This window comes from Pedobacter sp. PF22-3, assembly GCF_026239555.1.
Lineage (GTDB): Bacteria > Bacteroidota > Bacteroidia > Sphingobacteriales > Sphingobacteriaceae > Pedobacter.
The window spans coordinates 280121-294227 of sequence record NZ_JAPIVP010000003.1; the positions used below are offsets into that span (position 1 = coordinate 280121).

A 14107-nucleotide genomic window follows, 5' to 3' on the forward strand; every position below is an offset into this window, starting at 1 on the left:
TTATTATTACCATAAAAATCAAAAGATATGAGTGGAGAAACTAATGGATTGTTAGTCCCTGATGAGATAGTAATGAATAAAATCTATCATATCAGAGGTATGAAAGTGATGATTGACAGCGATCTTGCTGAACTATATGAGGTACAAACCCGTAACCTTAATAAAGCAGTCAGCAGAAACCTAAAGCGCTTCCCAGATGAAGACTTTATGTTTCAATTAACCGATGACGAGTTCAAAAACTTGATGTTCCAAAATGGAACATCAAGTTGGGGCGGAACACGAAAAGCCCCCAAAGTATTTACCGAACAAGGTGTAGCTATGCTTTCAGGCATACTTAACAGTGACAGAGCGATAGCGGTTAACATTCAGATCATGCGCATATTCACCCGTATCCGTCACATGTTTATGGATAATACAGAAATCCGTTTGGAGATTGAAAAAATCAAGAACAAGCTAGACAATCAGGATAAAAATATGGAGATCGTATTTCGTTATCTTGATCAACTTCTTGAAAAACAGGAGCAGCCAAATCCTCCGAGGAAAAGGATTGGATATAAACCCGATGATCTTTAAGCATTCGCGTTAAGTTTTAAGGTCTAAAATTGGTTCTAAGATGCCAATTTATGTATAAGATTTTAAGAGATCATTTGAAATATCCTTTCTCTCAAAACATCTGGATGCTTCTCCAGTTCTTCGTTTGTCAAATTTGAATTAGCTTCCGTGACTGTCCGTAGAGTTCCGCAGGGCGCTACGGATTAGTAAATAGAAAAGAGTCTGTGACTCACTTTTATTTGAGTTTATAAGTTCAATTTATTCTAATATCCGTATAGACGCTATGCTTAACTCTACGGAGAGAGGGATAGTCATAATACTAATCTCTGCTACGTTGTTAAATTTATCGTAACTGTCAGATTAAGTTTTGACTAATTCAAATAACAGAAGTTTAACACTGCACAAATGCCTAATCGAAGCCGTTCAGTTCAGCTTTTGGCAATATCTTGTTATAGGCAGTTTTATTTTCATTTTAATGGCATTTATTTTTGTCATAGGCTCTTTTCATCTCATCCCCCTTTAAAAGAGATATCATTAATTACAAACGACCAAAATTGGGTCCAACCTGATGGAGGTATTAATAGAGTTACACCTCCATTTTCAAACTTAAATTGAGGATTGAAACCAAATTGAAGTTCCTTGTCTTGAACTCCTAATGGATTTCTGATGTTTGCTGACAAGAAATTAATGAAGTATGTTTTTAGCTTTGGAGATAATCTAACCAACATAATTACATCATAATCCCCTTTTCTTTCATTACGCTCAGAATCTTTAAATTCATAAGACTCGTCTATTCTAAATGCTTTCATCCCTTCAGTTCCAGCTGGGAATATTTTTTCCTTATTTCCACCCGAACTTCTGAATGACTGACTTTCACCTTTTGACATTTTACGAACAAGATAGTTGCCTTCTAATATTTGTATTCTTGTCATTTCAAGTTGTTTTTTATAATTTCTATCTCCTTTACTTTCTAGAAATTTCTTTGCTTCTGTTAACTTTTTTAAATTGGGTTGACCAGGAAGGTGGCGGAAATCAGTTTCTTTACCTCCTTGATATAAATTACTAAATACATCTTCTTGTAGTGATTCTATAGGATTAAGATCGGTAGTTGACTCGTTTCCAGTAAATCCGCCGTATTCTTCTAACATTCTGTCTTGCTCACTTTTTTCAGGTTTCTTTTTCTGACTCTTTCTTACTTTGGATTTCTTTTTATTTTTGTCTTGAGTTTCAAGATAATCCAATTCAAATTGTTCGTATTCGTCTAGCTCTGGTTGTGTATTAAAATATGCCTCTGTTTCCTTCTCAATATCTCTGCTTAAATCATCCGCTCCAGCTTCGTTCAATGCATTTATCAATTCAGAAGCCTTTGTTTCATCTTCAATTGTATAAAAGTATTTCCAAATTGAATCTGGATTTTTAGTATCTAGTTCACCATCATATCCTTCGATTTTGATGGCTACTCTTTGAATAACATCAACGAATTGTTTTACTTGGGTTTTATTGTTGTTAGCCATTTTCTGAATAGTCCTCAATTGCATTACTCGTGGATGATTATTGGCCATCTCTTGCAGTTTTTTTTGCGCAATAGCTTCAGGTCGGTTATCTACAAACTGAAAAGTAGACTCAACATTTTTCTGCTTTTGAGCAATGGTACTCGCCACCGATTGGCTTTTGTTCTCTTGTGTTTTATCTGCGTGAGTATCCATATTATCTCTTTTCAGTTTTGGTCTTGCCTATAACTCGTAAATATGTGCTATGCTATAGCGTATATTTTTAGTTTAAGTTAAATAAAATCTATCATTAGATTTCAAATATTCATACCATCCAATGGGCTTTTTATCAAACTTATCTGCTTTGTAATTAAATGGTTATGCAGTTGAATCGGCAAGTTTATTTTCAAACAACTCCCAATCGATTGAAAAAACACTTACAATGTCCTCCTCTACATACCTGTCCGTAGAGTTCTGCAGGGCGCTACGGATTAGTAAATAGAAAAGAGTCTGTGACTCAATTTATTTAAGTTTATAAGTTCAATTTTATTCTAATATCTGTAGAGACGCTATGCTTAACTCTACGACAGAGGGGATCAATACTTAAAATTAAGTATATTCTTTATCCAACCTCGTGAAAACACTATTCGATGCTGCGGTTATTTTTTTCTTTAAACCGCCTATCCTCTATATTTTTTGACCAGATAATGATGATCAAAAAAGCAACCTCGATTACCAGGATAATTAACTTGATAATCAGAGAGGGGCAGTCAATTAAGGCTGCAAGCGAAGCAAATGAAAGTATCCAAAGGGTGACGCAAATACCAATGAGCACAGTTCCAGACAGCAGTTCATCAGCAGAATTGCCCAATTTTAAGTCATCATCTTTTGGTTTGGTGAGTAAAAAACTAACCCCTGTATTAATCACCAAAAAAGGGGACGCAATTGCTGAAGACAATAAAGTCAGTTTAGAAAGATCCAGCCCTCGGAACAGTACTGGGTCAAAATGGAATATCAAATAAGCACTGATTGGCCAAACACAAAAGACCAACAGAAAAATAGAAAGTTTCCACCCTATGGTGATTTCTTTAAAATAATCGAGGAGAGGCATAATTTAAACAAGTTTTTTTACATTTGAAAGCTAAGCATTATAGCTGAAAAAACACTTACAAAAAGCACAATTTTTAACATACCTGTCCGTAGAGTTCCGTAGGGCTCTACGGATTAGTAAATAGAAAAGAGTCTATGACTCACTTTTATTTGAGTTTATGAGTTCAATTTTATTCTAATATCCGTAGAGACGCTATGCTTAACTCTACGGAGAGAGGGGAAAAGCACTTTTAAATCGGTAACTTCAGGTTATAAATTTGATTTAATCCCGAAACATAATGAAGAACCAGGTATGGCTAGTGCATGGCTCAATGTTTTATGACAGACAAATAAGTCCATAAAATAAACAGGATTTGTAACGGTATCCTAAACCAAAGATACTCAATTCCGTTGCCATCGAATGTGGCTTTCTGATAATCGATGTGTTTTATAGCAGCATAGATATTGAAAGGGAGCAATAGCAACAAAAAAATAATAATCAACCAACCAGCTGATATCCGATAAGCAGGAAAGAAGACCGCTATAGCAAACAGGATCTCTATAACGCCTGTTAGGTAAATAAGAGCTACTTTAAAAGGTATAAAATCAGGCACCATTAAAGTCATCCCCTTATTAAATGCGAAATGACCAACTGCTGTAAAAATCAGCATTGCTGATAGTGAAATTTTTCCCGATAAGGCAAAATCGTAATTTCCAGAAGCGACTTTTGAAATAATAATTGATATGACAAATACGATCAGAAGAACTAGTAATGGTTTCATTTTCTTTTTTTTCTACAAAGATGCAAGTAGAATGAAAACGAAACAATGAACCCAGGTTAAGAAATACGCTTTCGTATCCTACTCAATGCCTGTGGAGTAATTCCGATGTAAGAACAAATATATTTTAATGGTATATATTGGATTAGGTTTGGTCGCTCTTTGAACAATTTCAGATATCGCTCTTCAGCAGTATCGCGTAGCAATGATAACTCCCTTTTAAATTTTAATAAAAATAATCGCTCGCTGAAAAATCTACCAATTGCATTGCCCATGCTCGTCGTGTTATAGATAATCTGCAAATCATCATAGGTAATGCGCCATAGCGTTGTATTGGTAAGCGCTTCAACTGCATATTGAGAACCTGTTCTCGTTAGGAAGGAATCATATCCACTTGTAAACTCGCTTTCAAAACTAAAACCAAAGGTCAGATCATTATCCATTCCAGGGATGTAATAACGAATCATGCCCCTGTCAATAAACGAAAGATAATTTTCGATCTGCCCTTCTTTTAATATCAAGTTACCTTTCAAAAATTCCTGTTTTGTTAATTTGGTATAAAAGGATTGCCAGTCCTTATCACTAAATGGATAGATTTCTTGAAGTTGTTTTTTAATATGTTCCATACTGACAAAAAATGGTTATTCGTGTAATCCTCATAGGCTGATGACAGGTAACAATCTTGTAATGGCCCGGCCTATAAAATTACAACTATATCTAAAATAACCCTATCATGATGTATAAAACACTACAATCTCAATTTTCACTTCACCTGATTCAAAATCAATATCCCGATAATTCCGATAACGGAAACCAGCGTTTCCATCAGCGACCAGGACAAAAATGTTTGTTTGATCGATAATCCCAAATACTCTTTGAACAGCCAAAAAGAGGAGTCGTTTACGTGAGAGCAAAACAGGCTGCCTGATCCAACGGCGAGTACCATTAAATTAGGGTCGGCACCATGAGGCCCGATAAGGGGGTAAACGATGCCGGCAGCCGTAAGGCCGGCTACGGTTGCCGAACCCAGGCAAAGCCTTAACACCGCGGTGATTAACCAGGCCAATAACAAAGGCGGTAGCGTTAATCCTTGCAAAATGGCTGCAAGGCTGTTGCTTACGCCAGTTTCTACAAATACTTGTTTCAAAATGCCTGCGCTGCCGATGATGAAGAGAATCATGGCGATGTCTTTTGCAGCCTCAACATAAATGGCCATAATATCTGTCAGCTTTTTGCCTAACCTCATCCCAAGGGTGAAGGTTGCAATACAAATGGTGAGTATCATGGCCATGGTTGGGTCGCCGATAAACCTGGCAAAATTTACCACAGTTGTATTGTCGCTACATAGCCTGCTGATTAAGGTGGTGCCTAAAATAATTAGTACCGGTAACAATGCAGAAATTATGCTATTGGTGATCCCCGGCAATTCATAATCGGGCAAATCATCGGCCTTTAGGCTAATTGTTGGCTTAGATCGCATATTAATTAATGCTTTTGCAAAAACAGGACCGGCAATAATGATAGCCGGTATAGCCACGATTAAACCATAAATAAAGGTCTTCACCAGATCTGCATGAAATTGGGTGACTAAAGCCATGGGCGATGGATGCGGTGGCAAAAAACCATGCATCACAGATAGCGAGGCCAGCATAGGCAAACCTACATATACCAGCGGTAACTTATAGTTGTAGGCTACCGAAAAAATAATGGGGATGAGCAATACAAAGCCAACATTGTAAAATAAGGGGATGCCTACTATAAAACCGGTTAAAGACATGGCCCAGGTGATGTATTTATGACCGAATGTATTTTTTAATACCGTGGCTATTTTTTGCGCAGCACCGCTAAAGGCCACGAGTTTGCCGAGCATGGCCCCTAAAACGATGATGATGGACAGCGACCCTAAGGTGTCTCCCAATCCTTTATTAACCGTTTGCGGAATACGGGTGGCGGGCATACCTAACAATATAGCGGCCGTTACCGATACGATTAAAAATGCCAGGAAAGTATTCACTTTTGCCCAGGCAATTAATAGTACCAGCATCACGATACAGCCAGAAAGAATCAGTACATCCATGTTTTTATTAATGGGAGTCTCTGGTTACGGTTGGGCCCGAGCCACCTACTAAAAAGTCTAAATCAGCACCTTTATCTGCCTGCTGCACATGTTTAATGTATAGGTTTGCATAACCACGTGTGGCCAGGGGAGGGGGCTGTACCCAATGGCTTCGCCTGATGGCTAAATCTTCATCACTTACTTCCAGGTGGATGCGTTTGTTGGCTACATCCAGTTCTATGATGTCTCCGTTTTCTACCAGTGCTAAATTGCCACCAATGGCCGACTCTGGCGATACGTGCAGTACAACCGTACCATAAGCCGTACCGCTCATTCTGCCGTCAGAGATCCTGACCATATCGGTGATGCCCTTATCCAGTAATTTTTTTGGCAGGGTCATGTTGCCCACTTCGGGCATACCCGGATAGCCGACAGGACCAACCGTTTGCAAAACCATTACACAAGTTTCGTCGATATCCAGATCAGGGTCATCTACTCTCGCATGGTAATCTTCAATGTCTTTGAATACGACGGCGCGGCCACGATGTTGCATTAAAGCGGGCGTTGCTGCAGATGGTTTTATTACAGCTCCGTTTAGGGCAAGATTACCTTTTAATACGGTGATTCCGGCTTCGGGAATAATAGGCTGCTCAAATTCATAAATCACTTCCTTATTGTAGTTTATTCCACCGCCAGCAATGTTTTCGGTATGGGTTTTTCCGGTTACGGTCAGGGTATCCATTTTTAACACCGGTTGCATTTGTTTTAAAACTGCAGGTATACCGCCGGCATAGTAAAAATCTTCCATCAAAAATTTTCCTGATGGCATCAGATTAACCAGCAGTGGCATTTTACTGCCGATATCATCAAAATCTTCTAAGTTGAGCGGTACCCCCATACGCCCGGCAATAGCGGTAAGGTGAATAATAAAGTTAGAAGAACCGCCCACTGCGGCATTTACCTTAATGGCATTTTCAAAAGCATCGCGTGTGAGTATTTTGGAAATTTTCAGGTCTTCTTTAACCATTTCAACTATTCTCCTTCCGGATAGCTGAGCAAGCCTTTTCCTGCGCGAATCAACGGCGGGTATAGACGCACCACCGGAAAGGCTCATGCCTAAGGCTTCTACCATGCAGGCCATCGTGGAGGCTGTGCCCATAGTCATACAATGTCCCGGACTACGCGACATGCAACTCTCTACTTCTGCGTATTCATCATAAGTAATTTCGCCTTTTTTTAATTCCTCAGTCAGCTTCCATACACTGGTTCCGGAGCCGATGTCCTCGCCACGGTATTTTCCGTTCAACATGGGGCCGCCGGGCACCACAATGGTTGGCAGATCTACACTGGCTGCGCCCATTAGCGTAGAAGGGGTGGTTTTATCGCAACCCGTCAATAGTACCACGCCATCAATAGGGTTGCCCCTGATCGATTCTTCCGCATCCATACTGGCGAGGTTACGGAACAACATGGCAGTGGGTTTTAAGAGCGTTTCGCCCAATGACATGATGGGGAATTCGAGCGGAAAGCCTCCGGCCTCCAATACCCCGCGGCGAACACTTTCAGCAATATCACGCAGGTGGGCATTACAGGGCGTTAATTCCGACCATGTGTTGCAGATCCCGATAACCGGCCTGCCATCAAACATGTCTTCGGGCATGCCCTGGTTTTTCATCCAGCTGCGGTAGATGAGGCCCATTTTATCTTTTTTTCCAAACCAGGTTGAACTTCTATATGGTTTCATATCCAGAATATACTAGTTGTGCTATTTTTAATTTTTTTTTAGGGGCTGGTGGAGGTATTGATTAACCAATCGTTTCAACCGCGCCTGAGGAGGTGAGGAGCTTATCATTTGTTTGCCGATGTTTATCAGGCAACTACATTGATGAGTGAGCCAATCTCCGAAATGCTTATTTTTACGGTATCTCCGCTTTGCAAAGTGAAATCATCGGCGGGGATGATTCCTGTACCGGTCATTAAATAAGTTCCATGAGGGAAATCTAATTCCCGAAACAAGTAATCTACCAATTCCTTGTGCTTACGTTTCATCTGATTAATGGATATTTCCTCCTGAAAAATAACCGCTTCAGCTCTGGTTATTTCGATGCTAATACGGGTATCCGGATCTATCGGTTTTTCTGGTACCAGTAGGCAAGGACCTAAAGCAGTTGCCCCATTGTACGATTTTGCCTGTGGCAGGTAAAGCGGATTTTCGCCCTCAATGTCTCTCGAAGATACATCATTGCCTATTGTATAACCTTCTATCGTACCTGCTGAGCAAATAAATAAGGTCAGCTCTGGTTCAGGCACATTCCATTTAGAATCTGCCCTGATGCGGATGTTTTCTCCAGGCCCTACTGTGCGGTAAGCGGGTGACTTAAAAAAAAGTTCGGGCCGGTCTGCATCGTATACCCTGGCATAAAAATCGCCACCTTTTGCATCTTTTGATTCTTCTATTCTGGCCTCCCTGCTCCGGAAATAAGTTACACCAGATGCCCATACTTCCTGGCTGCCGATGGGTGTTAAAATAGCGGAATGGGTGAGTGCCTGTAAATCTTCGTTAGGTTTAAGATTTTGCAACTCGTTACTTACTACTTTAAAGAGGTTGCTCCTGTTAACGAATGTATCCCAGTTTTTTTCTCCGATTAAGAAATATTGATTATTATGGTTGATAATAATCCCGCTCGAGGTATTATAGATTCTCATAATTATTTGGTTAAGTTTTTTTGGATACGTAAATTAGATTTAAACTTAATTTATGTATCCAGGCGGTAAAATCGAAAAGCAAATAAATGCTTTTAAAGCATATTTAGAGCATAATGTCAATATAATACAATAAAATGCTGCAATACTAAAATTACGGGTTTGTATGGGCTGATTGATTAGAATCTGATCTTTATTTACTAAAGTAAGTTTTGCCCTTAATTTCGTCATTGCGAGAAGGCTTTTTCAGCCGACGAAGCAATCTTACAACGATCGCTACTGGCGTGCGCATTAAGATTGCTTCGTTCCTCGCAATGACGATTCTTCACAGTTTTACAGCTCGTTAAAAATTCGCCTGTCCATTTATATGATTCTATAAAATAAACTACCACTACCATTTACGTTATTTTATAATTAATTATTTATTACTGTATTGCGGCATTATGCATTTCCATCTAGCAGGGCCTTACCAATGTATCTCCGTTCTACTTAAATCCGGCCTAACAAATTTTTCGGGCTCCAGTGACCAAGCCTTACCACTGGCTTTGAAAGAAAACGGCGCAGCCCTCATGAATGCAGCTGAAAATTATAACTACAAATGAATAAATTTTCAGCCGGCATTTTTTGTTACTTTTTGATGCCAAAAAGTAAGAGCCCTTCGGCGGCAATGAGCCGAGGCAAGACTGCACGGAGACAAAAAAAACGTCACTTATATCTATTTTTATAAAATAAATTATCCCTCGGAGTTATGGCTATGAGTGAAAAATATCTGTAGTAGACTTTTAAAGGAATATTAATAACCGAACTGAGGCTACTCAGCAAATTTCCGCTCTTCGGTTTTAATATAATTGGACCGGTAGTCCATTGGATTTTTTTTCGTAAGCGCTTTAAACTGGTGATAGAAGTGAGAAATATTGTTGTAGCCACAGGCATAACCTACCTCAGTCATATTAAATTCCTCTTCTAACAACAATCGGCATGCATTTCCAATTCTCACTTCCATTAAAAACTGGATGTATGTTTTCTTTGTTTTGGATTTAAAGTACCTGCAAAAAGAGTGTTTTCCCATGTTAATTAATTCAGCTACATCTTCCAGCGCTACTTTTTTGTGGTAATTATTAAACGTGTATTCGAATATCGTGTTAATGCGGTTTTGGTCGATGCTGTTCACCTCCGGGTTAAAGCCGTTGGATGATATAATTTCATATTCTTTGGTAGCCGCTATGATTTCTAAAGCGGACAATAAACTGATCAATTTACGGGCAGGCGATTCGTGAAGCATTTCCTCCGCTATTTTGCCAACCTTTCGCCTGGTTGCTCCTTTTAAACGCAAACCCAGCTTACTGGTATGGAGCAGTTTAACAATCGGACTAATTTCTGGAAGACTCAAAAATGTATCGCCCCAGATGTTATTCTGAAAAAGAACTACAATGGTTTCTCCAATTTTATCGGTATCACTTTCCAGATATTCCTGTTCACAACGGAAAGTATGTGGCAGGTTTGATCCAAAGAGAAATACGTCGCCATTTTTAAAAGGACCAACGTAGTCACCTATGAGGCAGGTGCCGTAGGTTCTTTTAACCACTAATAGCTCGCATTCGGGATGATAATGCCAGGCGCTTAATATCGCATGTCCGATATCCTTATGGATGTTAAAGGAATGCTCAGGGTTTGGAGTAGCCTTTTTTAAAGTAGCCTTCATGTTTATAATTGGTTAACGAACATGAAATTAAAAATTATGTGCAATATAAATGCATATCTATCAACTATTGTTGGTTAGGTATGTTAACAACGCCAGGTTTTATTATTTATATAACAGATTGGTTTTGTGCTGAGGAGTTGGTGTAAGTTATTGATAAACAGGTAGATTTATGGTGCTTTGTTAAAAGGGGCCAAAATTCAGAAAGACCTGCCTATGTTAATATGTTACAATTTTTTGCGGTAATACTGAAATTGCTTTTCATTAAAGTTGTCTTTATTTGCTTAAGTAACATAACTGTTTCACAACCAAATATAAATGAATGTAATGCTTATATGCTTACCACTATTTTCTTCAAATCAGATATTTCCCTAAGCGTGTTGGCCTTAAATTACCTAATCAGCGATTATTAACTAACCAATATTTTATATGAGATAGATTTACTTAACCTCCCAACTGCGGCACCTGGCTGCTCATACGGCTTATCTTCCGAATTGATTACACCGCGTTTTCCGGCGATAGATAAGCTACTTATTAAAAAACCAATTCTAACCAAACTATAAATTATGAAAAAAAAATTACTTCCACTGGTATTTACCTGTACTGTGTTAACGGTATTCATTCTTTTCGAATCCGCGAGCGCTTCAGCTGGTGGGCTAACAACCGCAATATTTAGAAAATCTTTACCAACAAAAAAGTTAAAATTAGCTCCGATAGGCATTACAGGTAAAGTTACCGATGAACAGGGCGTGGGTTTACCCGGCGTTAGCGTTGCTGAAAAGGGAACGCGAAATGCCACTATAACCAATTCATCTGGCAGTTATACGATAAATGTTGCCAATACCAATGCCGTGTTGGTGTTCACATCCATTGGCTATAAACCGGTAGAAATAACGGTAAATGCAAAAACCGTTGTTAATGTTTCAATGCTGGCGGCTACAAATGCTTTAAATGAGGTGATCGTAACTGCCCTCGGTATAAAGCGGGAATCCAAAAGCCTGGGTTACTCGGCTCAAAAAGCTGATGTAGAGGCATTACAAACCAACCGCACGACTAACCTTGCCAATTCACTTGAGGGCCAAATCGCCGGATTGGACGTTTCCCCTCCAGCTGCAGGGCCAGGTGGGAGTACAAAGATTCGTTTGCGTGGACAATCTTCTTTCACTGCAGACAATTCGCCGCTAATCGTAATCAATGGCTTGCCAATGTCACAGGGTGCAAGCAGTAGTAATGGTTATACACAAAATGTAGACCAGGGAGATAACCTGCAAGGCATCAATCAGGACGATATCGAATCGATGACTGTTCTGAAAGGATCTACAGCTGCAGCCTTGTATGGTTCGCGTGCCGTTAACGGAGCAATCATTATTACCACAAAGTCGGGAGCTAAGAATAGTGGAATAGGGATTGACTTTAACTCTAATTTCACGGTAAACCAGGCGCTTGATTATACAGATTTTCAATATGAATACGGGCAAGGTGAGAATAATATTCGCCCGTCTTCAGTAGGTACTGCGCAGAGTTCTGGTGCATGGAGTTTTGGTGTGCCATTTGACAATGTACCAACATTCCAGTTCGACGGCGTTCAACGTCCCTATGCGCCTGTTAAAGACCGGATAAAGACGTTCTTCAGACTTGCCCCATCCTGGAGTAATACCGTTGCACTTTCTGGCGGTAATGATAAAGGAAGTTTCCGGGTATCCCTCTCTAATCAGGATGCTCAGGGCATAGTACCAAACAACGATTTTCATAAAAAGATTTTTAACGTTGGCATTAACTATAAACTTACCGATAAATTATCTGCACAATTTTACGTTAACTACGATCACCAGTTTAATAACAATCCGCCACTTATAGGCGTACAGGGAAATGCAATTCCTACCTCAATTTACAGGTTGGCTAACTCCATTTCTTTTGATGTACTCAAGGCAGGCGCAATAGATGCCAACGGAAATGAAACACCTACTTCGAGGTTTGCTACCATTACCAACCCCTACTGGATATTAGCGAAGCAATTTCAAAGACAAACAAAAGATCATTTATTAGGTACTGCTGTGGTACGCTATCAGTTTTTCGATTGGCTATATCTTCAGGGCAGGGCAAATATGGACCTTTTGCAAACTACCTATGAATCGAACACGCCGACGGGTACGCTGGCTGTATCTGCAGCGCCAACGGGGCTGTATAACGGTAGCTATGGAATAAGTACATCAAGTACACGCCAGAATAATTTTGACTTCTTGCTGGGTGGCGGGCACAAGTGGAAAGATTTTTCATTTAATGCAACAGTAGGTGGTAATCACTTTCCCTTAATTACGTCTACATTTAACGAGGCGGTAACCAATTTTTACATCAGAGATTTATATACCATTGGAAACGGTGTTACGGCAAATTCGAGTTACAACCTAACTAAACAAACCGTAAATTCATTGTATGGTACTGCAGAATTTTCCTACAAAGATTTATTATACCTGAATGTTACCGGCCGTACAGACTGGTATTCTGTACTCGCCAGAGATATAGATCATTATTTCTACCCTTCAGTTAGCGGAAGTTTCGTTTTTTCGGAATTACTTCCAAAAACAAAATGGTTAAATTTTGGAAAGCTTAGAGTTGCTGTTGCAGAAACGGGGAGTGCCCAGGGCGTTGGTGCCTACAATGCATTAACATTTTTGCTTGCTCAGAATTCATTCAACGGGCTTCCCTTAGGCAGTATAAACGGAACAGCTTCACCAAACACCCAGATTAAGCCTTTTGGCGTAAATGAAAAAGAAATTGGTATTGAGTTGCGCATGTTCAACAACAGAGTGAATCTGGACGTAGCTGCCTACCATAAAAAAACGACTAATCAAGCCGTTCCGATAAGCCTGTCTGCAGCAACCGGATATGCCACAACGCTGGTTAATTTAGGTGGTTTAGCCAATAAAGGATTAGAATTTAACCTGGAATTAATCCCCATCCAGAACAAAAACTTTACCTGGAAAACGGCTTTTAATTCTGCTTTCAACTCTTCAAAGGTATTGTCATTAGCGAACAACCAATCGCAACTTGTAGTGGGCAGTCCTGAATTTTTTGGGTCTATTGTCCACATGGTAGGCTTACCCCTTAACCAGATTGTAGGTTCCACTTACAAGCGTGATGCTTCCGGAAACATCGTATTATCGGGAGGCAAACCCGTAGCAAGTGATAAACCGGTTAGTTTTGGTAGTGGCCTTCCTACAGCAACAGGGGGCTGGCTAAATACGTTGAATTACAAAGGCTTTACCTTTATCTCCCATATTGATTATAAAGCAGGTGGTAAATTGCTCTCGAGCACAAGTTTAAACTTATTAAGAGAAGGTTTATCAAAAGAATCATTACCTGGCCGTGAAGGTGGCGTAATTTTTCCTGGCGTAAATGCTACTAATGGATTACCAAATACCACTGCTGTAAACGCAGAAGATTTTTACGCAAATTATCGTTCAACGAATATCTTAGACCCATTCATTTACAGCTCAAGCTTTGTTAAATTAAGAAGCCTTTCGTTGGGATACGACTTGTCTAAATTTATCAATAAAAAATACGTAAAAAGCTTAGTGCTATCGGCCGTATGCCGTAATGTATTGATCATCAAGAAATATACGCCCAACATTGATCCCGAAGCAATAGCCTCAAGCGGTGATAACTTAACAGGTTATGAGCAGGCATCACTACCAACAACACGTACTTACGGATTTAACTTAAATGTAAAATTCTAACG

At 39.6% G+C, this 14107-nt stretch carries 10 protein-coding genes; 2 read left to right on the top strand and 8 right to left on the bottom strand.

The features are described from left to right. Positions 1 to 27 precede the first annotated feature (27 nt). Complete coding sequence (locus OQX63_RS05965; protein WP_265849977.1) at positions 28 to 573, top strand: ORF6N domain-containing protein; 546 nt, start codon at positions 28 to 30, stop codon at positions 571 to 573. Between the two features lie 488 nt (positions 574 to 1061). Here OQX63_RS05965 and OQX63_RS05970 read toward each other — a convergent pair whose 3' ends face one another. From OQX63_RS05970 to OQX63_RS06005, 8 genes are all read right to left on the bottom strand, one after another. Then, entirely contained in the window at positions 1062 to 2258 is a 1197-nt protein-coding gene (locus OQX63_RS05970; RefSeq protein ID WP_265849978.1) for a hypothetical protein, read from the bottom strand. A 427-nt stretch (positions 2259 to 2685) separates the two neighbouring features. Continuing rightward, positions 2686 to 3153 carry a hypothetical protein gene (locus tag OQX63_RS05975; protein WP_265849979.1) on the bottom strand — a complete coding sequence of 156 codons (468 nt, stop codon included), beginning with the start codon at positions 3151 to 3153 and terminating at the stop codon, positions 2686 to 2688. A 307-nt stretch (positions 3154 to 3460) separates the two neighbouring features. After that, positions 3461 to 3913, bottom strand: coding sequence for a hypothetical protein (locus OQX63_RS05980; RefSeq protein ID WP_265849980.1), 453 nt, complete (start codon positions 3911 to 3913; stop codon positions 3461 to 3463). 56 nt (positions 3914 to 3969) lie between these two features. Then, a complete protein-coding gene (locus OQX63_RS05985; protein ID WP_265849981.1) occupies positions 3970 to 4536 on the bottom strand; it encodes a Crp/Fnr family transcriptional regulator in 567 nt (188 codons plus the stop codon). A gap of 137 nt (positions 4537 to 4673) precedes the next feature. Continuing rightward, a complete protein-coding gene (locus tag OQX63_RS05990) occupies positions 4674 to 5987 on the bottom strand; it encodes a gluconate:H+ symporter (protein WP_265849982.1) in 1314 nt (437 codons plus the stop codon). Between the two features lie 7 nt (positions 5988 to 5994). Further along, positions 5995 to 7710, bottom strand: a complete 1716-nt coding sequence (locus tag OQX63_RS05995; RefSeq protein ID WP_265849983.1) for an IlvD/Edd family dehydratase — start codon at positions 7708 to 7710, stop codon at positions 5995 to 5997. A 125-nt stretch (positions 7711 to 7835) separates the two neighbouring features. After that, positions 7836 to 8672, bottom strand: coding sequence for a fumarylacetoacetate hydrolase family protein (locus tag OQX63_RS06000; RefSeq protein ID WP_265849984.1), 837 nt, complete (start codon positions 8670 to 8672; stop codon positions 7836 to 7838). 808 nt (positions 8673 to 9480) lie between these two features. Further along, complete coding sequence (locus tag OQX63_RS06005; RefSeq protein WP_265849985.1) at positions 9481 to 10371, bottom strand: AraC family transcriptional regulator; 891 nt, start codon at positions 10369 to 10371, stop codon at positions 9481 to 9483. A gap of 563 nt (positions 10372 to 10934) precedes the next feature. On the opposite strand from OQX63_RS06005, the gene OQX63_RS06010 reads away from it, so the two are divergent. Continuing rightward, entirely contained in the window at positions 10935 to 14105 is a 3171-nt protein-coding gene (locus OQX63_RS06010; RefSeq protein ID WP_265849986.1) for a SusC/RagA family TonB-linked outer membrane protein, read from the top strand. Positions 14106 to 14107 lie beyond the last annotated feature (2 nt).